Origin of the sequence: Pseudomonas sp. Q1, from assembly GCF_009935975.1 — a bacterium.
Taxonomy (GTDB): Bacteria; Pseudomonadota; Gammaproteobacteria; order Pseudomonadales; family Pseudomonadaceae; genus Aquipseudomonas; species Aquipseudomonas palleroniana.
Genome location: NZ_QODI01000011.1, coordinates 45,917 through 68,126, shown reverse-complemented (window position 1 = coordinate 68,126; position 22,210 = coordinate 45,917). Strand labels below are relative to the sequence as shown.

Here is a 22,210-nt window from a genome sequence, read left to right as displayed (position 1 = left end):
CAAATGCGATGATGAATTCGCGTCGCTGAGGAGTGGGCTTCCATGAACGAAGACTTTTGGAAGGATAAGTACCCCGCCGGGATTGCTGCACAAATCAATCCAGACGAGTATCAGAATATTCAGGCGGTACTGAAACAGTCCTGCCAGCGCTTCGCCAACAAACCGGCTTTCAGCAACCTGGGCAAGACGATCACCTACGGTGAACTGTACGAATTGTCCGGCGCCTTTGCCGCCTACCTGCAACAGCACACCGACTTGAAGCCTGGCGACCGAATCGCCGTGCAACTGCCCAACGTCCTGCAATACCCGGTCGCGGTATTCGGCGCCATCCGCGCCGGCCTGATCGTGGTCAACACCAACCCGCTGTACACCGCGCGGGAAATGGAACACCAATTCAATGATTCCGGGGCCAAGGCCCTGGTCTGCCTGGCCAACATGGCGCACCTGGCGGAAAAGGTCGTACCCAAGACCTCCGTCAAGCACGTGATCGTCACTGAAGTCGCTGACCTGTTGTCGCCGTTCAAGCGCCTGCTGATCAACAGCGTCATCAAGTACGTGAAGAAAATGGTCCCGGCCTATCACTTGCCCAAGGCGATCAAGTTCAACGACGTGCTGGCCAAGGGGCAGGGGCAACCGGTCAACGACGTCAGCCCGGCCAGTGGCGATGTGGCCGTTCTGCAGTACACCGGCGGCACCACCGGCGTGGCCAAGGGCGCGATGCTGACCCATCGTAACCTGGTCGCCAACATGCTGCAGTGCAAGGCGCTGATGGGCTCCAACCTCAACGAGGGTTGCGAGATCCTGATCACGCCGTTGCCGCTGTACCACATCTACGCGTTCACCTTTCATTGCATGGCGATGATGTTGATCGGCAACCACAACATCCTGATCAGCAACCCACGCGACCTGCCGGCGATGGTCAAGGAACTGTCGAAGTGGAAGTTCAGCGGTTTTGTCGGGCTGAATACCTTGTTCGTGGCGCTGTGCAATAACGAAGGCTTCCGCAAGCTGGACTTCTCTGCACTCAAAGTCACCCTGTCGGGCGGCATGGCCTTGCAGCTAGCCGCCGCCGAACGTTGGAAGGCCGTCACCGGCTGCAACATCTGCGAAGGCTATGGCATGACCGAAACCAGCCCGGTGGCCACGGTCAACCCGAGCCAGAGCATTCAGATCGGGACCATCGGTATTCCGGTACCGTCGACGGTATGCAAAGTCATCGCCGACGACGGCGCCGAGTTGCCGCTGGGCGAAACCGGCGAGCTGTGCATCAAAGGCCCGCAGGTGATGAAGGGGTATTGGCAGCGCGAAGACGCCACCGCCGAGATCCTCGACAGCGAAGGCTGGCTGAAGACCGGTGACATCGCGATCATCCAGCCGGACGGCTACATGCGCATTGTGGACCGCAAGAAGGACATGATTCTGGTCTCCGGTTTCAACGTCTACCCCAATGAGCTGGAAGACGTGCTGGCAGCCCTGCCGGGCGTGCTGCAATGCGCGGCCATCGGCGTGCCGGACGAGAAGTCCGGGGAACACATCAAGATCTTCATCGTGGTCAAGCCAGGGGCCACCCTGACCAAGGACCAGGTGATGGAGCATATGCGCGCCAACGTCACCGGCTACAAGGTGCCCAAGGCCGTCGAGTTCCGCGATGCGTTGCCGACCACCAACGTGGGCAAGATCCTGCGCCGTGAATTGCGCGATGAAGAGCTGAAGAAGCTCGGCCTGAAGAAGTAAGGTGGAAGGGGGCTTGCTCCCGATAGCGGTGGCTCAGTACCTGATGTGCTGACTTACACACTGCTATCGGGAGCAAGCCCCACGCATTTTAATCCGGTGTCTACAGGGCGAACTGCGCGAAACTCAACCCCGCACCCGCCGGGCGTACGTCCTTGAGGAACGAATCCTTGTCGGCGCTCAGCTCAAGGGTGATCTCCGGCTTGCGCTTGCCGGCGTTGCGCACCACCAGCCCTTCGAGATTTTCGCGCAGGAATACCGTCGGCACCTTCAGGTGCAGCAACTGGTCGCTCTCGGCGTTGTGCATCAGCAGGTGAATCCACTCGTACTGGCCCACGGCAATGCGGCCTACCGGCAGGTCGAACCACCAGATGTTGCGCTTGCGGTCCAGGTCGGTGAAGTGGCAGTTGTTGACGCCGAGTACGGCACCGCCCAGTTCGGTGTTTCGGCGGGCGATGGCCTGTGCTTTATTGAGTTTCATAACCTTCCTACGGGATCTGTTATTCAGCGTTATAGCCTGAATGTGCCGGGCATTCTCAGGGGTTGGCCGCAAAACATAAAGCCAAACCTGCCGCTTTCGATGAAATGCGCACCGAAAAAATAATTGAAACTCTGCCGTACCGCTTCGGGTCCATCTTCTTGCAATGCCCAAAACACCTGATTGTTCTTCGGAGAGATACCATGAGCAGTACATCGGACAAGGCAAAAGGTTTGAAAGACGAGCTCGTCGGCAACATCAAGCAAGGCGTCGGCAAGTTCACTGGCAACGACAAACTGCGCGCCGAAGGCGTCGTGCAGGAAAAGAAAGGCCAGGTCGAAAAGGCAGTCGGTGATACCAAGGATGCGGTGAAAAAAGCGACCAAGTAGTCTTGAGTCGCAGGCTGGTTTTGCGCAGCTCGACGGCCATCTACGGATGGCCGTTTTTGTGTCATGTGCTGCGGTTAAAGTTTCGAAATTGTTTCAAGGTCGCCAAATGGGCTACCTTGATGTAGAAAACGGCCCCTGAGTCGCCCACGAACTCAACCTTTTGCGGCGAAAGGAGACGCTATGATTTTTCCGGTACTGAACGGTCTCAAGCTCCATAAAGTGCTGGTGCGCACCGTCACGGAATTCGTCGATGACGAAATGCCCACCTACGCCTCGGCACTGGCCTACCAGATGCTGTTTTCGTTGTTCCCCTTCCTGCTGTTCCTGATCGCCCTGATTGGTTTCCTGCACCTGCCGGACTTTTTCAGTTGGCTGCGCCTGCAGTCGGAACTGGTGTTGCCGCCGCAGGCGCTGGAGCAAGTCAACCCGGTGATCGACCAGTTGCAGCAGTCCAAGGGTGGCTTGCTCTCGGTGGGTATCGTGATCGCCTTGTGGACCGCCTCCGCCGGTGTGCGCCTGATGATGAGCGCGATGAACGCCGCCTACGATGTCGTTGAAGGCCGGCCGATCTGGAAGCGTTTTCCCCTGTCGGTTTTCTACACCATCGGTATCGCCGGCATGCTCCTCGCCGCCGCCGCGTTGATGGTGCTGGGCCCGCAAGTGATGGAATGGCTCGCCGGGCAGATCGGCATGGAAGAGTTCGTGGTCACCCTGTGGACCATCCTGCGTTGGCCGGTGATCGTGATCCTGCTGATGTTCGCCGTGGCCCTCATGTACTACGTGATGCCCGATGTACAGCAGAAATTCCGCTTCATCACACCGGGCTCGGTGCTGGCCGTGGTGGTCTGGATCGTCGCTTCCCTGGGCTTCGGCTATTACGTGAAAACCTTCGCCGACTACAACGCCATGTACGGCAGTATCGGTGCGATTATCGTGCTGCTCCTGTACTTCTACATTTCTGCCGCCGTGCTGTTGCTGGGGGCGGAGATGAATGCGGTGATCGAGCACATGTCGGCCGAAGGCAAGGACCCCGGCGAAAAGCAGTTCGACGAACCCGCCGGCACGGATGAAAAACGCCACGTCTCAGGCCTGGGCCGGGACCATTCCAAACCCACTACCGACGAAGTCTGATCGATGATCCGTGAAATCCTGAAAATGGGCGACGAGCGCCTGCTGCGTATCGCGCCACCGGTGCCACCGGAAATGTTCGACAGCCCCGAGCTGTGGCAACTGATCGACGACATGTTCCAGACCATGGAACACGTCGGCGGTGTCGGCCTTGCCGCGCCGCAGATTGGCGTCGACCTGCAACTGGTGATCTTTGGTTTCGAGGCCAGTGAACGCTACCCGGACGCGCCGCCGGTACCGCAGACCATCCTGATCAACCCGTTGATCACGCCGCTCAGCCCGGTGCTGGAAGAGGGTTACGAGGGCTGCCTGTCGGTGCCAGGCTTGCGTGGCGCGGTGAACCGTTACCAACAGATTCGCTACGAAGGTTTCGACCCCAAGGGCGAGCCGATTGTGCGGTTTGCCGATGGGTTCCACGCGCGGGTGGTGCAGCACGAATGCGACCACCTGATCGGCCGGTTGTACCCGTCGCGGATTACCGACTTCAGCAAATTCGGCTTTATCGAGGTGATGTTTCCCGATATGGACCCCGCCGCCGACGACTGACGGCCTGATACAAGACCGGGGACGCACGGATCACGCATCACCCACGATCCAAGCCCATCGCGATCATCGGCTTGTTGCGCTTGTAGCGCACCAGCCGTTCGCTGAGGGACTGCGGCAGCAGTGTGTCCTGGGTGAAGCCCATGCGTTGGTACAGGCCTTCCAGATCCGGATGACACAGCAACCACACGGTGCCTTCGCACGCTGCCACCGCTTCCAGAATCAGCTTCGCGGCCAACCCCTGGCCACGATACGCCGGGTCTACGAACACGCCGGTCAGCCACTGCCCGCCGACCACCGGCGTCAGGCATAGACCGGCAACGATTTCGCTGTCGCGCGCCACCCATAGACGCCCGCCCTTGAGCGCCTTCATCGACGAATTGTGGCTGCGATAAAACTTGTTCAGCAGCGGCCACATGGGTTCTGCGAGCAATTGGATAAGCATGTTCAAACCAGTGAGAGGGCGAGGGCGGCGATTGTAGCGCTTGATGGGTTTGCTTCTAAGCTCAGCACCCAATGATCTGCAAGATTTTTGCGGCTTATTGCACAGAGCAGGAAACACCTGCTCCGAGCTGCCTATGGCCCATTACCTTGATCCGACCCAACGCCGGGAAATCGAAGCCCTGGCCAACACCTTCACCGTCAGAACCGAATGGCCGACCTGGCTGTTGTTGATCGGCGTGTACGCTGGATGGTTCGCTGTGATGTTCGGCAGCCACTGGCTGGGCCGGTGGTTGAGTACGCTGCTGCTGATTCCGCTCGTGACGCTGTGGCTATCGGTGCAACATGAACTGCTTCATGGCCACCCCACCCGATCGCCGCTGTTCAATAAGATTCTCGGGTACGCGCCGTTTGCCGTGTGGTATCCCTATACGCTGTATCGCGACAGCCATCTGCTGCACCACAACGATGAAGACCTGACCTTGCCCGGCATCGACCCGGAAAGCCGCTACCTCACCCAGCGGCAATGGGACAACAGTGTGCTATTGGAACGTGGCGTGCATTGGCTGACCAAGACCGTGCTCGGCCGCTTTCTGCTGGCGGCGCCCTTGACGATTGGCCGGCTGGCCCGTCATGAGTTCCAACGCCTGCCCCAGGTCTGGCCCATGTGGCTGGCCCACGGCGGCGTTACCGTGCTGATGCTGAGTTTTATCGCCCACTACAGCGCGCTGTCGGTGTGGCACTACCTGCTGCTGGTCAGTGTGCCAGCCTTGTCCCTGGCCTCGATCCGTTCCTACTATGAACACCGCCCGCATCCGCAACCGGAGCAGCGCACCGTCCTCAACGAAGCGTCCTGGCCGTGGACCTGGCTGTTCCTCAACAACAACCTGCACCTGGTGCATCACGACTTGCCGAAACTGCCCTGGTACTTGCTGCCCACGGTCTACCGTGCGCGGCGTGATCAATGGGTGGCCCGCAGCGGTGGTTTCCTGGTGCAAGGCTACGGTGAGTTGATCAGCCGCCATGGCCTCAAGGCCATCGATAGCCCCCGGCACCCTTTTGCGTGAGAGATGACGATGAGTGAGCACTATGCCGAACTGCGGATGTATGTCGCGCCCGAGGCGATCCGGCAGGCCAATGACCAGTGGCTGACGCGCATCTTCGAGCACCTGGCGCTGCGTCGTCTCAACGCCGACTACCTTGACTTGCCTGGCGTATGGCTCGCGCCCCAGTTGCTGATGGCGCAAACCTGCGGCTATCCGTTGATGACCCAACTGCGTGGCCAGGTCCGAGTGATCGGCCGCCCCCGCTATGAGCTGCCCCACAGCAGTGGCGGCGCACATTGCAGCCTGCTGCTGACCCGCGATGATAACCCTCGCCACACCCTGGCGGATTTCTACAACAGCCGCGGTGTGATCAACGGCCACGACTCCAACAGCGGCATGAACCTGCTGCGTGAGCGCCTGGCACCGTTGCAACGCGATGGGCGTTTCTTCGCCACTGTCGACATCAGTGGTGCCCACCGCGAGAGCCTGCGCTGGCTGCGGGAAGACCGCGCCGACCTTGCCGCCATCGACAGTGTCACCTACGACTACCTGGCTCGATTCTCCCCGCAGGAAGTGGCAGGGCTACGAATCGTCGCGCACAGCGCGCCGAGCCCGACCCTGCCGTATATCGGCGCGCGGGGCTTGCAGGATGCACAGGTCACGGCAATACGCCTGGCGATGAATCAGGCGCTGGAAGATTTGCCGCAGGTCGCTGAAACCTTGGGCGTGCAGGAAGTGCTTGCGGCCAGCGAGGACGACTACAGGGTGCTGCTGGACTACCAGCGACAGGCCATTGCCAGTGGCTATGCGGATCTAAGATAAGGTTATATAAAAATACTTTTTAAGTATTATTAAAGAATAAGCAGCCTTGCTAGGATCGTTTCACCGGAACACCGGACATAACGTGCAACCTACTCAGATGGAGCCACTATGTCCGGCGCCGACACTTCTCACAGCGATTACGTGGGCGGGTTATTCCGCAGTCATTACGCCTGGCTGTGCGGCCGCTTGCACCGTCACCTCGATTCCCGCGCACATGCCGAAGACATCGCCGCCGATACTTTTGTCCAGCTCCTGAGTGCACCGGGTGTGGTACCCATCCGCCAGCCTCGCGCCTTGCTCACCACCATTGCCCAGCGCCTGGTGTACCAGTTGTGGCGCCGCCGTGATCTGGAGCGTGCCTACCTCAGTGCACTTGATAACGACGAAGCTTCAACTGCACCGTCTGCACAAGAGCTCGCGCAAATGCTTGAGGCGCTGCAAGCCATTGACCAGTTGCTCGACGGCTTGCCGGCCAAGGTCAAGGCGACCTTCCTGCTGTCCCAGCTCAATGGCCTGACTTACCCGGAAATCGCCGCCGAGCTGGGGATTTCCCAGCGCTCGGTCAGCGACTACATGAACCGTGCCTTCAACCGTTGCCTGCGGCTGTGCCTGGAATGAACGACGAACTGATCGACAGCGCCGCACGTTGGCACGTGCTGCTGCGTTCCGGCCAGGCTACGGCGGGCGACTGGCAGCGCTACGCACAATGGCGTGCCGCCGACCCGCGCCACGACGCGCTGTGTAAACAGTTGGAAGCACGCCTTGGCGTATTCCAGGTGCCCCTGGCGCAGGGGGTGAGTGGCCAGGTGTTGCAGCAGGCGTTGGACGCGCCGTCCAGCCGTCGCCAGGTGTTGCAGGTTGCGCTGGCAGGCGGCGGTGTCGCGCTCGGCGCTGCGTTGTCGGCCATGCCGCTGGGCTTGCCGTTGATGGAACTCACGGCGGATATCCGCACCGGCACCGGCGAGCGCCGCACGGTGACGCTGGAGGATGGCAGCGAGTTATTGCTCAATGCGCAAAGTACGGCGGATATCCAGTTCGACCCGCAACGGCGGCTTGTGCGCCTGCGCGAAGGAGAGTTACTGGCCAAGGTCGCCAGCGACCGCATTCGGCCCTTTCTGATCTACACCGACCAGGCGCGTCTGCGCGCCCACGGCAACCGCTTTGTGCTGCGCGAGCGCGAAGGGCAGGGCCAAGTCGTCGCCCTGAATGGTGCGGTGCAAATCGACGGCCAGAACGGTGAGCGCCTGCAGCTCGCTGCTGGCCATGAGGTGCGCTACGACCGCGCAGGCTTCGGACCGGTGCAGGCCAGTTCCACCGGCGCCACCGCCTGGGTCGATGGCTTCCTGCAAGTGCGTGACCGCCCGCTGTCCGACGTCATCGACGCACTGCGCCCCTATCACAACGGCGTGCTGCGCCTGGATCCCGCCGTGGCAGGTCTACGTGTCAGTGGCCTGTACCGTCTGGACAACCCCCAGCAAATACTCGACACCCTGGCGCAGACCTTGCCGATCCATATCACCCGCCGCACCGGTTTGTGGGTGACCGTCAGTGCTGCGTGATGGCGCTGATGTGGGAGGGGGCTTGCTCCCGATTGCGGAGTGTCAGCCAATGCATTTGGCACTGATACACCGCAATCGGGAGCAAGCCCCCTCCCACAGGGGTTGTGTCTGCGCTTCGGGATCCGGTGTGGGTTCTAAAGACATAACCAAACGATCTGCAAGGTTTCCCCACGCCGTTGCACATCACTGGCGTAAGCGCTGCGGGGAGCAGCGTTCTCGCGTTTCCTTGGGGGGAGCCAAAGTGAGTCAGTTCAACCGTGTGCCGCTTAGAACCTTTGCCCTGGTGCCATTGGCCAGTCTGTTTCTCTCGTTTACCGCCAGCGCCGAAGAGGCGCGTCAGGTCTACCACATCGCACCTGGCCCGCTGGATGAAGTGCTGCTCAACATCAGCCGCCAAAGCGGCCAGGTGATCTCGTTCACGCCGCAACTGGGCAACTATTCTTCGGCCCGCGTGGACGGTTCGCTGTCGGCGCAACAGGCGGTGGACGCCGCGCTCAAGGGCACCGGCCTGCAAGTCCAGGTCAGCCCGGACGGTGCGTTCATCATCAAGGAGGGCGCGAGCACAAACGCCACCAGCAATGCCAAGGTGCAAACCACTGCAGCGCAAGCGCCGACCCTGGACCGCGTAGTCGCCATCGGCACCCGCCGCAGTGACGCCACCGCACTCACCAGCGCGGCCCCGGTGGACGTGATCAACGCCGAAGAACTCAAACAGACCGGCGCCATCAGCCTCAACCAGGCACTCTTTCAACTGCTGCCGTCGTTCAACTTCCCGCAGAACCAGAGCGCCACCCGTGGGCAGAACCCCAAGGGTGCGTCCCTGCGCGGCCTGGCGCCGGACCAGACGTTGGTGCTGATCAACGGCAAGCGCCGGCATGCCTCGGCGGTGGTGAACATCTCCGGTGGCGTGCCGTTCATTGGCGCGCAGCCGGTGGACTTGGACATGATCCCTATCAGCAGCATCGACCATGTCGAAGTGCTGCGTGATGGCGCCTCGGCTCAATATGGTTCGGATGCGGTGGCCGGCGTGATCAACATTGTGCTCAAGGAGCGTGATAGCGGCGGCCAGGTGAACACCCAGCTGGGCAAATATGCGCAGGGCGACGGTTTCAGCAAAAGCACGGACGGCTGGTACGGCCTGGGCTTGCCGGGGGACGGTTTCCTGACCTTGAGTTTCAACACCCTTAACAACAAACCCACCGACATTGGCGATCAGTATGTCGCCAACGGCCAGGTGCAAGACCCCCGCTGGGGCGGCGCCGGGCGCGATAAATTCAACCTGGCGGCCAACGCCGAGATTGGCCTGAACGATCAGTGGCGCCTCTACAGCTTCGCCACTTTCGGCCAGGACAAGTCGGTGAACAACACGCCGCCATTGCTGGCCAATAACCCGAACAACGTGCCGGGCATCTACCCCAACGGCACCATTCCCAAGTACCGCTATCGCTACGAAGACGGCGCAGTCACCGTCGGTACCCGCTTTGAGGACGAGACGCTGGGTCGCTTCGATCTCAGTGCCACCTACGGTCGCGACAAACACGATGAATTGGCCTTCAACACCGTCAACCCCAGCTATGGTCTGAACAGCCCGACCAAATTCGACGTGGCCACGCTGGTCAATGACCAGACCAATATCGGCCTGGATTACGCCAAGGATCTGGACGTCAATTGGTCGAGCCATCCTCTGACAGTCTCGGCAGGTATTGCCTACCGTCATGAGCAATATCGTCTGGAGGAGGGCGACTATGAGTCCTACTCGTTTGGCGGCATCAACGGCGTGCAGGTGGGGGCGGTACAAGCCTCTGGCCTGACACCGGACGACGCCGGCACCTACAAGCGTGATGTGGGCGGCGTGTATTTCGGCCTTGAGCATCAGCTCACCGACAAATTCCAGGTAGGCATCGCCGGGCGGACCGAGCACTACTCGGACTTCGGCTCGGCCACCACCGGCAAGCTTTCGGCGCGTTATGACTTCACCCCGCAAGTGGGCTTGCGCGCCACGGTGAACAACTCGTTCCGCGCACCGACCCTGGGCCAGATCGGCACCTCGTGGACCACCACCACCAACGTCGACATCAACGGCAACCCGGTCCTCACGCGCATGCTGCCCGCCGACAACCCGGCCGCCCGTGCCCTGGGCGCCGAGCCGCTCAAGCCCGAAAAGTCCACCAACTACTCCTTGGGCCTGGTGCTGCGTCCGATCGAACAAGCCTCGCTGACTATCGACGCCTATCAGATCTCGATTCGTGACCGTCTGCTCTACAGCGGGGGGATTTCCGGCCCACGGGCCGAGCAGATTCTGCAACAGGCCGGCTTCGGCCAATACACCTGGGCGCAGTTCATGACCAATGCGGCCAACACGCGCACGCGCGGTGTGGACATCGTCGGCAAGTACAACCTGGACCTGGCGCAGTACGGCGCGCTGAGCCTGTCGGCCGGTTACACCCAGTCACGCACCACGATCGAGAAGGTCCACGAGAACCCCAACGGTTTCGACATTCTCACCCGTGAAGCCCGTGGTTTCCTGGAGCACGGCTACCCGCAAGACAAGTGGGTGCTGGGCGCGACTCACCGCATCGGCGCGTGGACCATCGCCCTCAGCGAAACCCGCTACGGCGAGTACCGCAAATACGCCGCCAGCGAAGCCAACGCGCAATACGACCAGACCTTCGCCGCGCAATGGACCACCGACCTGGACGTGAACTACGCCTTCACCAAGCAACTGCGTGTGTCCGTCGGCGCCAACAACCTGTTCGACAGCAAACCCGATGACTTCAACACTCGCCTGCGCCAGACCCCTGGCCAGCAATACAGCTACCTGTCGCCGTCGGCGCCGGAAGGGGCGTTCTACTACACGCGGCTCAGTTATGACTTTTAACCGATCTCCAATCCCACACGGGGTTCTCTGTGTTCTGGAAAATGATTCACCACGAGGTTCTGCATGAAAAGACTTAAAACGCTGCTCGGTGGTTCGCTGCTGGCGCTGGCCGTTCTATCGCAGCCGACCACGGCCGCCGAGGCCGTCAAACCCATCCACTTCGGTGACATCACCTGGGAAAGCGGCAGCCTGATCACCGAGGTGCTGCGCCTGATCGTCGAGAAAGGCTACGGCTTGCCCACCGACACCTTGCCGGGCAGTACCGTCAGCCTGGAAGCCGCCCTGGCCAAGGATGATATCCAGGTGATCGGCGAAGAGTGGGCCGGACGCAGCCCGGCGTGGGTCAAGGCAGAAAGCGAAGGCAAAGTATTCGGCCTCGGCGACACCGTAAAAGGCGCCACCGAAGGCTGGTGGGTACCGGAGTTCGTGATCAAGGGCGATGCCGAGCGGGGCATCAAACCCCTGGCGCCGGACCTGAAATCGGTGGCCGACCTGCCGCGTTACAAGGACGTGTTCCGCGACCCCGAAGACCCGAGCCGTGGGCGATTCCTCAACAGCCCTACCGGCTGGACCTCGGAGATCGTCAACAGCCAGAAGCTCAAGGCCTACAAGCTCACCGACAGCTTCGTCAACTTCCGCACCGGCTCCGGTGCGGCGCTGGATGCCGAAGTCGCGTCATCGATCCGTCGTGGCAAGCCGGTGTTGTTCTATTACTGGTCGCCCACGCCGCTGCTGGGCCGTTTCAAGCTGGTCAAGCTGGAAGAGCCGCCCTTCAACGCCGAGGCCTGGAAAACCCTGTCCGACGCGAAAAACCCCAACCCCATCGGCACCCGCTCGATGCCGGCTCGCCTGGCAATCGGCGTTTCGGCACCGTTCAAGGCGCAGTACCCGCAATTGGTCAGCGTGTTTGAAAAGGTCGACCTGCCGATTGACCTGCTCAACAGTGTGCTCGGCGAAATGAGCGAGAAACGCACACCGCCACGCCAGGTGGCTGAGGCGTTCCTTAAAGACCATCCGCAGGTCTGGCAGTCATGGGTTCCGGCGGCTGTGGCGACCAAAATCAAGGAGGCACTCTAATGCTTAAAGTCTTCACGGCGGTGGTTCTTTCCCTGCTGGCCGGCCAAGTGTCGGCGGCCGATCCCGCCACCTTGCGTATCGGTTACCAGAAAAGCTCGGTGAGCATGGTGCTGGCCCGCGAACACAAACTCTTCGAAGAAGCGCTGCCCGGCACCCAGGTGCAGTGGATTGAATTCCTCGGCGGCCCTCCCTTGATCGAAGCGCTGAACGGCGGCAGCCTGGACATCGGAAACATTGGCGACATCCCGCCGATCTTCGCCCAGGCGGCCGGCATCGACTTGCAGTACTTTGCGGTAGAGCCCAACGAGGGCAAGACCGAAGCGGTGCTGGTGCCCAAAGCCAGCAGCGTGCAGAGCGTGGCGCAGCTCAAGGGCAAGCGTGTGGCGCTGCTCAAGGGCTCCAGCGCCCACAACCTGTTCCTCAAAAGCCTGCTGCGTGCGGGTTTGCAATGGAAGGACGTGAATGTGGTGTACCTGTCTCCATCGGACGGGCGTGCTGCGTTCGAGCAGGGCAAGGTCGACGCGTGGGTGGTGTGGGACCCGTACTATTCCGCTGCGGTAATCGACGGCAGCGCCCGCGTGCTGGGTGACGGTCAGGGCCTCAATCCTGCGGGCAGTTTCTTCGTGGTCAGTAGCCCGTTTGCCAGGCAGTACCCGCAGTCCATCGGGGCGATCATCAAGACGCTGGCCAAGGCGCAGCGCCTGTCCCTCGACCAGCCCGAGCAGAGTATCGCGTTGATGGCCAAGACCTTGGGCCTGCAACCGGCGGTGGTCAAAAGCTACTTCGAACACCGCTCGTCCGCGCCGATTCGTCCGCTGCAAGCCGTCGACATCGGCAACCAGCAACGCACTGCCGACCTGTTCCTTGCCAACGGCCTGATCCCGAAGAAGGTCGATGTGCAGCAAGCCGTGTTCAAGGCGCCCTGATCATGCAACCGATCTACATTGATTTTCTCAACGGCCTCGATATCGACGAACTGGGCCTGACCAACGATGAAATCCTTGCCGCCATTGAAGCCAGCCTGGCGATCCAGGGCCGCGGCGAAGCGGTGATTGAGCCACGTACCCACCTGATTCCCGGCGGCGAGATCAACGGTCACTTCAACGTATTGCGCGGTGTACTGGGCGGCGATATCGGCTACGCGGGCGTCAAGGTGGTGGGTGACTTTGTCGACAACTATCGCAAGGGGCTGCCCTCTGAACTGGCGATCCTCAACCTGCTGGACCCGGCTACCGGGATTCCCAAGGCGATCCTCGATGCCTCGGCGATCACCGACATGCGTACCGGCGCCATCACTGCCATCGGCGCCAAGTACCTGGCCCGGCCCGACAGCAAAGTGTTGGCGCACATCGGTGCGCGTGGCACCGCGTATTGGAATGTGCGCCTGCTCGACCACCTGTTCGACTTCGACGAAATCCGCGTGCATTCGCGGCGCAGTGAAAGTCGCGAAGCCTTTGCCGAACGCCTGCGCCAGGACCTGGGCAAACCGGTGATCGTCACCGAGGATTGGGAATCCACCGTGCGTGGCGCCGATATCGTGGTCGAGGCGTCTCGCCTGGATCAGCCCGAACCGTTGCTGCGCACCGACTGGATCAAGCCCGGCGCGTTTGTGGTGCCCTACGGCACCATGAGCGCGGTGGAACTGTCGCTCACCGACATCATGAGCAAGCTGGTGGTGGACGATTGGGGCCAGTGTAAAGGCGGCCTGTTTGGTTCGCTGCGTGCCCATGTGGACGCCGGCAAACTCAGCGCCCAGACCCTCTATGCCGAACTGGGGCAGATCGTGGCCGGCTTGAAAAACGGCCGGGAAACGCCCGAGGAAACCATCCTGTTCTGGCACCGTGGCCTGAGCCTCAGTGATATCGCGCTGGGCCATGCGCTGTTGGAAAAAGCCAGGCAGTTGGGGCTTGGCCAGCGGTTGCGTTGGGCATGATTCATCTCGGCCCCCAAGGTCTGTCACTTGCGGATTTGCTGGCGATTGCCCGCGAGGATGCAGAGGCGGATTTCACCGCGCAGGCCCGCCAACGCATCGATGAAGGCCACCGCCTGCTGGTGAAACTGGCGGCTGAAGGCACGCCGATTTATGGGGTGAACACCGGCCTTGGCGCAGCGGTGGATACGTTGGTCGCCCCCGTGCAGGCGAACATTCCGCTGGGACGCGCGGTGGGGGTAGGGCGCCTTGCCAATCGCCAGGAGTTGCGTGCAATGATGGCGGCGCGTCTGGCCGGGTTGGCCCAGGGGCGTTCAGGTATTTCGCCGGGCGCGGCGCAGGCTTTACTGGCGTTGCTCAATAGCGGTGTCGAGCCGGATGTGCCGTTGATCGGCTCGCTGGGCGAGAGCGACCTGGCGCCGCTGGCGCACCTGAGCCTGGCGCTGTCGGTGCCCCTGACCGGTAAAGATGGTTTGGCGCTGGTCTCCGCCAATGCCGCCAGTGTCGGCTTGGGCGCGTTACTGGTGGCGCAGGCGCAGCGGGCGTTAGAGGCTTTGCTGGCCGCGCTGGCGTTGTCCTGCGAAGGCTACCGGGCCAACCTCAGCCCCTTCCAGCCGTGGGCCTCGCGCCTGCGGCCGGCACCGGGGCAAACCGAGCAGTCGGCGGCCTTGTTGCAACTGCTGGCGGGCGGTGAGTTGGCGGACAGTCCGCGCCGCCTGCAAGACCCCTTGAGCTTTCGCTGTGCCACGGTGGTACAAGGGGCGGCGCAGCAGGCGTTGCACCCCTTGCATGAACTGATTGAACTGGAACTGCGCAGCGGTGCCGACAATCCGGCGTTGATCAGCGAAGAGGCGCTGGTATTGGCCACCGCGAACTTCGACAGCACCCACCTGGCGCTGGCCGCCGAAAGCCTGGGCCTGGCCCTGAATCGAGCGGCGGCGTGCAGCGCTGAGCGCATTGCCAAATTGCTGTCGCCTGCCTCCAGCGATCTGCCGCGATTCTTGATCGCTCGACCGGGGCATGTCGGTATGGCGGCGTTGCAGCGCACCAGTTCGGCATTGGTGGCGCAGATCGGGCATTTGGCCAACCCGCTGCCGGCAGTGACTGTGCCGGTGGCGGATCGCGTCGAGGACTACGCAGGGCAGGCCCTGGCCGTCGTGGACAAGACCCGCCAGTTGACGGAGCGGGTGTTGTGGCTGGCCAGTATCGAACTGATCGTTGCCGCGCAGGCGGTGGATCTGCGCGGCGAATTGCGGCTGGGGCAGGGCACTCGGCAGATCCATGACACCGTGCGCAGCCAGGTGGCCCATCTGGACCAGGATCGCCCAGGCTCGGCAGATGTGCGGGTGTTGAGTGCCTTCATTTCGACTTATGGATTTTCGATTGCCAGTGCGGCAACGACCGCCGGGCGCTGACCCACGCGCTGCATGAACGCCTGCAGTACCGGGTTCAGCTCGATAGTGTGAAGGGCCGCCCAACGCAGCACCACGAACAGGTAGGCATCGGCGACCGAGAATCGGGTGCCCAGCAGGTAATCCCGACGCGCCAGGGTGTGCACCAGAATCGCAAGGCGCTTGAGCAGCGTGGCCTTGAACAGCGCCTTCACGTCATCCGGGATGGCGCTGTTGAAGAACACGCCCAGCCCGCCATGAATTTCGCTGGCGGTAAAGTTCAGCCATTCCTGCAAACGCACGCGTTCCCAGCTGCCATTGGCGGGAGCCAGGCCGGCCGTGGGTTTCAGGTCGGCCAGGTATTGCAGGATCGCGCTGGCTTCGGTCAGTACCTGGCCGTTCTCCAGTTGCAGCGCAGCCACGTAGCCCTTGGGGTTGATCTGCAGGAAGTCCTCGCCGTCGGCAGTGATCTTGGCCCTGTTGTCGACCTGCACCAACTCGAACGGCAGGGCCAGTTCGCGCAATACGATATGCGGGGCGAGCGAACAGGCGTTGGGGGCGTAATACAGTTTCATCGGGGACAGCTCCGTGGGATTTGCGCCAGTTTCACGGGCATGGCACCGTGCGTAAAATTAAACCTTCAGAGCCCTGCCATAAGGACAGCTACTGTCATGATGAACCTGATGCACTGGCGCTTGCTGGTCGCTGTCGCCGACCATGGCAGCATCACTGCCGCTGCCCAATGCGTGGGCATGACTCAGTCCGCCGCCAGCCAGGCCATGGCCGGGATGGAGGCGACGTTGGGCGCGCAACTGTTTACCCGTGAGCCGCGCAAGACGCTGCCCACGGCACTGGGGATGAGTGTGATCGAACAGGCGAGAGTCATGATGGGCGCGCTGCAGGCGATTCGCAGCACCGTCGATGAAGCCCGGCCCATGTTGCGTGGGACACTGCGCATTGCCAGTTTCCCCATCGTGCTGCAGACCTTTCTCAGCCCGTTGTTGCAGCGTTTCAAGCAGCTGTATCCCGGCATCGAGGTCACCACCCTGGAAGTCACGGATGACGAGGTCAATACCTTGCTTGACGCCGGGCTGATCGACTTGGGCGTGGTGCTCAACCCCAAGCCCGAGCGCAAGGCCACGGTGTTGGGGCGCGACCATTGGGCAGCGGTGGTGCCCGCGCAGCATGAACTGGCCCGGCGCCCGGTCGGAGCGGTGGTGACATTGGAGGAATTGCTGGAACAACCCTTTGTACTCGCCACTGGCGGCTGCACCGTCAACGCCGGCAGCCTGAGCGCCGAGGCCGGGTTGGCGTTACGCGATGCCCGCGTGGAAGTGCGCGAATGGAGCAGCGCCTTCAGCCTGGTCCGCGAAGGGATTGGTGTCACGCTGGTCCCGGAAATGACCCTGCCGGCTCAACGCCAGGGGTTGCGCGTGATGCCGCTCAAGGCCCCGGTACAGCGTGAGTTCTGCCTGGTGGGGCCGCCGAACCGGGAGCCGGGTGCTGCTGCGCAGGCTTTGTTGAACATGCTGGTTAACTGAACCGCGTCCTGCAATCCAGCAAGCCCGCGTTATCGTTGAGGTTTTTCGCGAGCAAGCTCGCTTCTACACGCAACGATGTGCGGCTTAGATCGCCGCCAGGGTTTCTTTCACCGCCTGCACCTGTGGGTCGGCGGTTTTCGCCGCTACCTGCTGATCCTGCTGTTGCTTGATGCGCTCAGCCACTTCCTTGGAAATCGCGTCCTGCTTTTCCTGTGGCAGCTTCTGCACATCCTCTTCGGTCAAACCCTGCTCCTTGAGGAGCTGTTCGCGGATGCGTTCGGCCGGCGATTTGCTCATGTAGTCGGTGAAGTCTTCGCGGGCGGTCTTGCCGGTCGACCCGGTGGCCGGCACGTCAGAGGTCGCGCTCGTCGCTGCGGTGGTGGCCTGCAGCTGTACTCGGGTCTTGGCGAAGGCTTCATCGATACGGTCATTGGCCTTGTCCAGGTCCTTCTGCGCGGCCGGCACCGTCACGCTTTGCTGCGCCGCCTGCAGGGCGCCGCTGTACAGCGTGCTGGCGGCCGCGTTGGCGGGGTCCATGTCGGGGCGCTTGATGTGTTGGATCGTCGATACGGCTTGGGCGTTGTTGTTAACCAGCATGATCGCTCACCTGTGCAAATGTTCGGTGCCACAGCTGGAGCAAATAGTGTGCCGGGGGCGACGGGCCGGGTTTTATGGGGCGTAGCCTTATCCAAGAGGCAATCTTCGTCCGTTCAGCGGTCATTCGTTGCCGCAGACTGGCAATGGCCGGGGACTGTCTGGCTGAAACGTTTCTCTGTGGGATTTCACAGTATTCAACCGCTTCGACTTGCCGTTGAATCAGCTGTGTTGTTAATCCGGGACAAGGAGAAATGAAATGACTGATAAACGAGACCCTATTGGTAGCGTCTATGTGAAGGCTCAATTTTCGGACGAATCCAAACCCTTTCATACTGAGGAGGCGACACACTTCTATTCGGGCCGCTATTACCAAATCATGGGGACTACAAAGGAGGGGCTGCCGACTCTGACTGTATTCAGCACATTTGAGTTCGACCCCACAAAATTTTACACGCTGGTCGAGAATCCCGAAAAAGAGGGACAGGCCGGGTTAATGTTCTCGCACGAGATTCCTGGGGGAATAAAAACTACCCATTACGAAGGGCAGATGCGTTGCCTCGCCGAAGCGGGTGCTCTGCGTGCCGATTTTGAGGGCTCTTCAATCAGTCAACCCGCTCAGACGATCAAAGGTTCGTTTCGTGTGCTCTATGCTCCTAGCGTCCAACCCGCTGATCAGTGAGCAATATTCTCCAACGCCAGGTTACGCGTACGAGGCCCGAACCCACCGATGGTGAGCATCACGATCAACATGCTGCCGGCAATGAACGCAAGTACCCCCGGTGTGCCCAGGTGTTCGAGGATAAACCCGATCAGCAGGCTGCTGAACACCGTGGACAAGCGGCTGAAGGAGTAGCAGAACCCCACGGCGCGCGCACGGATGTTGGTGGGGAACAGCTCGCTTTGATACGAGTGATAGCTGAAGCTCAGCCACGCATTGCAGAAGGTGATCATCACCCCGCAGAGCACCAGCCCCACCGCCGTGGTCTGCAGGGCGAACAGGCTGCCGAAGAGCATCGCGCCCAGGGCCGAGCCGACGATCTGCCATTTGTTTTCAAACCGGTTGGCAAACTTCACGAACAGCAACGGCCCCAGCGGGTAGGCGAGGGTGATGATGAAGGCGTACATCAGGCTGTGGGTCACGCTGACGCCCTGGCCCGAGAGCAGCGCCGGCAACCAGTTGCCGAAACCGAAAAAGCCGATGGCCTGGAACACATGGAACACAATCAGCATCAAGGCGCGGCGGCGGTAGGGCGGTTGCCAGATATCGGCAAAACGGCCGCTGCCTTGCACGCTGACCGCCTCGGGCTCGGGTGGGTCCAGCGGTTTGCCGTGGTCTTTCCGGCAGCGTGCCTCCAGGCTGTCCATGATTGCATCGGCTTGTTCGAATCGACCTTTCTGGGCGAGCCAGCGGGGTGATTCCGGCAAGCGTTTACGCAACCACCAGATAAACAGTGCAAACACCGCGCTCGACAGCACCACCCAGCGCCAACCGGCCACCCCGAACGGCGCCTGGGGCACCAGCCACCACGACATCAATGCCACCGCCGGCACCGACAGGAACTGGATAAAAAACGCGAAGGCAAACGCCGAGCTGCGCATGCGTTTGGGCACCAGTTCCGAGAGGTAGGCATCGATGGTCACCAGCTCGATGCCCAAGCCGATACCCACCAGAAAGCGCATGCAGATGATGCCCAGCGCCGAGGTCTGGATGCCCATCAACACAGTGGCGACCGTGTACCAGATCAATGCAAAGGTGAAGATCGCCCGTCGCCCGAAGCGGTCTGCGATGGGGCTGAGCAGGCTGGCGCCGAGGAACAGGCCGAGGAAGGTCGCCGAGGCGAACGCGGCCTGGTCGGAGAACCCGAACACGCCGCCGCTGCCGGTGGCAAACAGGCCGTCCTTGATCAGGCCAGGACTGATGTAGGCGGTCTGGAACAGGTCATACAGCTCGAAAAAACCACCGATCGACAGCAACGCCACCAGGCGCCAGATGCTGGCCACGGCAGGCAGGCGGTCGATGCGCGCGCTGATGTGGGCGGCGCGGATCGGGTCGATACCGTCGGTGGCGGAAGGTGAATGCATGGGCGTGGTTCCGAACGTCGTGGCGTGATTGATCAGTTGTGACCGTCGAGCGCATAGGCCTGGAAGCCTGGGCGCTGGCTGAGCCGCTGGTAGTAGGCCGCGACCGCAGGGTAGGGCGGATGCTCCAGCGGCGCGTTCCACCAGCGATGCACCGAGAGGCCGATGAGGATATCGGCCAGGGTGAATTCATCACCGGCCACGTAGGCACCGGTTTTGGCCAGTTGCTGTTCCAGCAGCCCCATTTTGTCGTTCCAGGCCTGCACGCCGGCGCTGAGGCGTTGCGGGTCTTGGTAATCCGGGTTCTTGCGCACCAGGGCATGGAACGCATAACCCCAGGATGGGTTGAGTTCGGTGGCTTGCCAGTCCATCCATTGCTCCACCCTGGCGCGGGGGGCAGGGTCGGCGGGCAGCAAGTCATGGCGTTGGTACAGGCCGACGAGGTAGCGGCAGATGGTGTTGGATTCCCACAGCACGCCGTGGTCATCGATCAGCACCGGCACCTGGGCATTGGGGTTGAGGGCGAGGAACTCGGCGGCTTGAGTGGGCTTGAAGCCAATGCCCCAGTCTTCACGCACATAGTCGATGCCCAGTTCCTGGCAGGTCCACAGTACTTTGCGTACGTTGATGGAGGACGTGCGGCCGAGGATTTTCAGTGAGTGTCCCATGGTGCTTCCCTTGCAGTGGAGAGAGGCCAATCTAGCACGACGAAACAATTTGTAAGCAATACCCTGTAGAGCGAGCTTGTCGTGGCGAGGGAGCTTGCTCCCGCTGGGCTGCGAAGCGGCCCCAAACCGTGCGATCGATATGTGTCAGATACACTTCGTCAACCGGTCTGGGAGTGCTTCGCACTCCAGCGGGAGCAAGCTCCCTCGCCACACAAGCTCGCTCCTACAAAGGGCGTGTCAGTAGCGGTGTGTGTGCTGGTCCATGGCTTTGCCCACCAGCAACACACTCAGTTCGCTGAGCTGGTGGATGGCCAGGGCGACATCGCGGTGTTTGCCTTCAAGGTCATCGGACAGGTCAAGCAGCAAGGTGCTGACGGAGCATACGGTTTCGTAGCTGTTGATCAGCAGGGTTTCGGTGGGGACATCGGGGATGAGGGTGAAGAGGGTGGTTGGCGGCGTATCGATTTCTTTGATCATTGGATAGTCCAGGAATTGGCCACCGCCTCTTCGCTACTAAACGAGGGTGGCAGCTGTACGCAGGTTAGTAGACCGGTGGACTCCAAAGCCGGCGCACCCAAGGGTGCCCTACGCACAGCCGCCATCAAACATTTCGCTGAGGCTTGTGCACTGAGAAGTCCGAACATGGGCTACTAAACCCGGTCACCGAGAAATTCAGCGACCGGCAAACCTTAGAGACCCCCTTCCAGGCGCACAAGCCGGCGGATTCTGACCTAAGCGTAGGCAGCCGGGCAAGGCGCCTGGCGCAATGTCGGCCGTGTCCTACAGGCGTCCTACGTGCTTTCCCGCACCTGTAATTCAAACCCCATATCCACCACCGGCTTGGCGATCTTGTTGCCCGCCATGATGCTCAACAAATGCTCCGCTGCACGTCGCCCGATCGCCTCACGCGGGGTGCTGATGCTGCTCAGGCGCGGCACCATGAAGGATGAGGCCGGCAAGTCGTTGAAGCCCAGCACCGCCACGCGCTCCGGCACCTTGATGTCGTGGCGCAGGGCCTCCAGCAGCGCGCCCTGGGCCAGGTCGTCGTTGCCGAAGAAGATCGCGTCCACATCGGGATGGCTTGCCAGCATCTGCAAGAACAGCTCCCCGCCCAGGCCCACGGAGGAAGGGCGTGGTGTCAGCAGCTCCAGCGCCGGGTCGTACAGGCCTGCCTGTTGCAGTGCGCGGCGGAAGCCTTCGCCGCGCAGTAACGTGCGTTGGTCCAGCTGCGCGCCGATGTAGGCCAGGCGCTTGCGCCCGCGGGAGAGCAAATGCGCGGCCGCCGTTTCACCGGCCGCCAACTGTGAAAACCCCACGCAGTTCACGCCGGCGTGCGGGTCCAGGTCCATCATGTAGACGCAAGGCACATGGCTGGCCTCGACCATTCGTCGCGCGCTTTCAGTCCGATCGAAGCCGGTCAGCAGCAAGCCCCGTGGCTGGTAGGCCATGTAGTTGCGCAGCAGGTTTTCTTCTTCATCGCGCGAGTAATGGGAGTTGCCGATCAGTACTTCAAAGCCCTTGGGCCGCAGTACCTGGTGGATGGCTTCGAGGGTTTCGATAAACAACAGGTTGGACAGCGACGGCACCAGCACCACCACCGAATGGCTTTGCGCCGAGGCCAGGGCGCGGGCGGCGGGGTTGACGACGTAATTGAGTTCACTGGCGGCGTGTTGCACTTTTTCCACCAGTTCAGTGGCCACGGTGCTGATGCCGCGCAGCGCGCGCGAGGCGGTAATCGGGCTGACGCCGGCCAGGCGGGCGACTTCATTGAGGGTCGGGCGACCCGTGGTACGCATTTTTTTATCGTTCTTGGAGGTCATCAGGCGGCTTGCCAAACAAAAATCGAGGCACTAAGGTAGCGCTGTCTCCAAAAGGCTGCAAATGCTTGAACGAAGGGTTGCCTGATCCCGTT

Annotated in this window: 23 protein-coding genes; 15 read left to right on the top strand and 8 right to left on the bottom strand. The window is 61.6% G+C overall.

The features are described 5' to 3' along the window. The first annotated feature begins 42 nt into the window (after positions 1 to 42). On the top strand, positions 43 to 1,734 hold the full coding sequence (gene fadD1 / locus DK870_RS18385; RefSeq protein ID WP_090368953.1) for a long-chain-fatty-acid--CoA ligase FadD1: 1,692 nt from the start codon (positions 43 to 45) through the stop codon (positions 1,732 to 1,734). 100 nt (positions 1,735 to 1,834) lie between these two features. On the opposite strand, the gene DK870_RS18380 is transcribed toward fadD1, so the two are convergent. Continuing rightward, positions 1,835 to 2,212 (bottom strand): hypothetical protein, encoded by a 378-nt coding sequence (locus tag DK870_RS18380; protein ID WP_161549354.1) that lies wholly within the window; start codon positions 2,210 to 2,212, stop codon positions 1,835 to 1,837. Positions 2,213 to 2,412: 200 nt separating this feature from the next. On the opposite strand from DK870_RS18380, the gene DK870_RS18375 reads away from it, so the two are divergent. From DK870_RS18375 to def, 3 genes are all read left to right on the top strand, one after another. Next, a complete protein-coding gene (locus tag DK870_RS18375) occupies positions 2,413 to 2,598 on the top strand; it encodes a CsbD family protein (RefSeq protein WP_161549353.1) in 186 nt (61 codons plus the stop codon). A gap of 180 nt (positions 2,599 to 2,778) precedes the next feature. After that, positions 2,779 to 3,729: a YihY/virulence factor BrkB family protein gene (locus tag DK870_RS18370; protein ID WP_060754106.1), complete on the top strand. Its 951-nt coding sequence runs from the start codon at positions 2,779 to 2,781 to the stop codon at positions 3,727 to 3,729. 3 nt (positions 3,730 to 3,732) lie between these two features. Beyond that, positions 3,733 to 4,272: a peptide deformylase gene (gene def, locus DK870_RS18365; protein ID WP_060754105.1), complete on the top strand. Its 540-nt coding sequence runs from the start codon at positions 3,733 to 3,735 to the stop codon at positions 4,270 to 4,272. Between the two features lie 37 nt (positions 4,273 to 4,309). On the opposite strand, the gene DK870_RS18360 is transcribed toward def, so the two are convergent. After that, complete coding sequence (locus DK870_RS18360; protein ID WP_161549352.1) at positions 4,310 to 4,714, bottom strand: GNAT family N-acetyltransferase; 405 nt, start codon at positions 4,712 to 4,714, stop codon at positions 4,310 to 4,312. A 133-nt stretch (positions 4,715 to 4,847) separates the two neighbouring features. Here DK870_RS18360 and DK870_RS18355 point away from each other — a divergent pair, with 133 nt between their 5' ends. The 9 genes from DK870_RS18355 to DK870_RS18315 all read left to right on the top strand — a co-directional run bounded on the left by DK870_RS18355 (position 4,848) and on the right by DK870_RS18315 (position 15,437). Further along, complete coding sequence (locus tag DK870_RS18355) at positions 4,848 to 5,777, top strand: fatty acid desaturase (RefSeq protein ID WP_090368963.1); 930 nt, start codon at positions 4,848 to 4,850, stop codon at positions 5,775 to 5,777. A 9-nt stretch (positions 5,778 to 5,786) separates the two neighbouring features. Continuing rightward, a complete protein-coding gene (locus tag DK870_RS18350) occupies positions 5,787 to 6,578 on the top strand; it encodes a phosphate/phosphite/phosphonate ABC transporter substrate-binding protein (RefSeq protein WP_161549351.1) in 792 nt (263 codons plus the stop codon). A 108-nt stretch (positions 6,579 to 6,686) separates the two neighbouring features. Further along, positions 6,687 to 7,196: a sigma-70 family RNA polymerase sigma factor gene (locus tag DK870_RS18345; protein ID WP_090368967.1), complete on the top strand. Its 510-nt coding sequence runs from the start codon at positions 6,687 to 6,689 to the stop codon at positions 7,194 to 7,196. Next, positions 7,193 to 8,137 carry a FecR domain-containing protein gene (locus tag DK870_RS18340; protein WP_161549350.1) on the top strand — a complete coding sequence of 315 codons (945 nt, stop codon included), beginning with the start codon at positions 7,193 to 7,195 and terminating at the stop codon, positions 8,135 to 8,137. Before DK870_RS18345 ends, DK870_RS18340 begins: the two co-directional genes overlap by 4 nt. A 241-nt stretch (positions 8,138 to 8,378) precedes the next feature. After that, positions 8,379 to 11,015, top strand: coding sequence for a TonB-dependent receptor (locus DK870_RS18335; RefSeq protein ID WP_161549349.1), 2,637 nt, complete (start codon positions 8,379 to 8,381; stop codon positions 11,013 to 11,015). Between the two features lie 63 nt (positions 11,016 to 11,078). Further along, entirely contained in the window at positions 11,079 to 12,092 is a 1,014-nt protein-coding gene (locus DK870_RS18330) for an ABC transporter substrate-binding protein (protein ID WP_161549348.1), read from the top strand. Next, entirely contained in the window at positions 12,092 to 13,018 is a 927-nt protein-coding gene (locus tag DK870_RS18325) for an aliphatic sulfonate ABC transporter substrate-binding protein (RefSeq protein WP_060754097.1), read from the top strand. The genes DK870_RS18330 and DK870_RS18325 overlap by 1 nt, the downstream gene beginning before the upstream one ends. Before the next feature lie 2 nt (positions 13,019 to 13,020). Beyond that, on the top strand, positions 13,021 to 14,025 hold the full coding sequence (locus DK870_RS18320; protein WP_161549347.1) for an ornithine cyclodeaminase family protein: 1,005 nt from the start codon (positions 13,021 to 13,023) through the stop codon (positions 14,023 to 14,025). Next, the gene (locus DK870_RS18315) at positions 14,022 to 15,437 is read left to right on the top strand and encodes an aromatic amino acid lyase (protein WP_104994643.1); all 1,416 of its coding nucleotides are present in this window, start codon (positions 14,022 to 14,024) and stop codon (positions 15,435 to 15,437) included. Before DK870_RS18320 ends, DK870_RS18315 begins: the two co-directional genes overlap by 4 nt. On the opposite strand, the gene gstA is transcribed toward DK870_RS18315, so the two are convergent. Beyond that, positions 15,392 to 15,988 carry a glutathione transferase GstA gene (gene gstA / locus DK870_RS18310; protein WP_161549346.1) on the bottom strand — a complete coding sequence of 199 codons (597 nt, stop codon included), beginning with the start codon at positions 15,986 to 15,988 and terminating at the stop codon, positions 15,392 to 15,394. The genes DK870_RS18315 and gstA overlap by 46 nt on opposite strands. Before the next feature lie 96 nt (positions 15,989 to 16,084). Here gstA and DK870_RS18305 point away from each other — a divergent pair, with 96 nt between their 5' ends. Then, positions 16,085 to 16,954 (top strand): LysR family transcriptional regulator, encoded by an 870-nt coding sequence (locus tag DK870_RS18305; RefSeq protein ID WP_161549345.1) that lies wholly within the window; start codon positions 16,085 to 16,087, stop codon positions 16,952 to 16,954. A gap of 84 nt (positions 16,955 to 17,038) precedes the next feature. Here DK870_RS18305 and DK870_RS18300 read toward each other — a convergent pair whose 3' ends face one another. Continuing rightward, positions 17,039 to 17,551 carry a hypothetical protein gene (locus DK870_RS18300; protein ID WP_161549344.1) on the bottom strand — a complete coding sequence of 171 codons (513 nt, stop codon included), beginning with the start codon at positions 17,549 to 17,551 and terminating at the stop codon, positions 17,039 to 17,041. 256 nt (positions 17,552 to 17,807) lie between these two features. Between DK870_RS18300 and DK870_RS18295 the strand changes: the two genes are divergently transcribed. Then, on the top strand, positions 17,808 to 18,230 hold the full coding sequence (locus DK870_RS18295; protein WP_161549343.1) for a hypothetical protein: 423 nt from the start codon (positions 17,808 to 17,810) through the stop codon (positions 18,228 to 18,230). Here the strand turns inward: DK870_RS18295 and DK870_RS18290 are convergent. From DK870_RS18290 to DK870_RS18275, 4 genes are all read right to left on the bottom strand, one after another. Beyond that, entirely contained in the window at positions 18,224 to 19,633 is a 1,410-nt protein-coding gene (locus DK870_RS18290; protein ID WP_161549342.1) for an MFS transporter, read from the bottom strand. The two genes, DK870_RS18295 and DK870_RS18290, sit on opposite strands and share 7 nt — an antisense overlap. A 32-nt stretch (positions 19,634 to 19,665) precedes the next feature. Further along, positions 19,666 to 20,298, bottom strand: a complete 633-nt coding sequence (locus tag DK870_RS18285; protein ID WP_161549341.1) for a glutathione S-transferase family protein — start codon at positions 20,296 to 20,298, stop codon at positions 19,666 to 19,668. Positions 20,299 to 20,535: 237 nt separating this feature from the next. Continuing rightward, positions 20,536 to 20,775, bottom strand: coding sequence for a DUF6124 family protein (locus DK870_RS18280; protein WP_161549340.1), 240 nt, complete (start codon positions 20,773 to 20,775; stop codon positions 20,536 to 20,538). A 314-nt stretch (positions 20,776 to 21,089) separates the two neighbouring features. After that, positions 21,090 to 22,121: a LacI family DNA-binding transcriptional regulator gene (locus DK870_RS18275; protein ID WP_161549408.1), complete on the bottom strand. Its 1,032-nt coding sequence runs from the start codon at positions 22,119 to 22,121 to the stop codon at positions 21,090 to 21,092. Positions 22,122 to 22,210 lie beyond the last annotated feature (89 nt).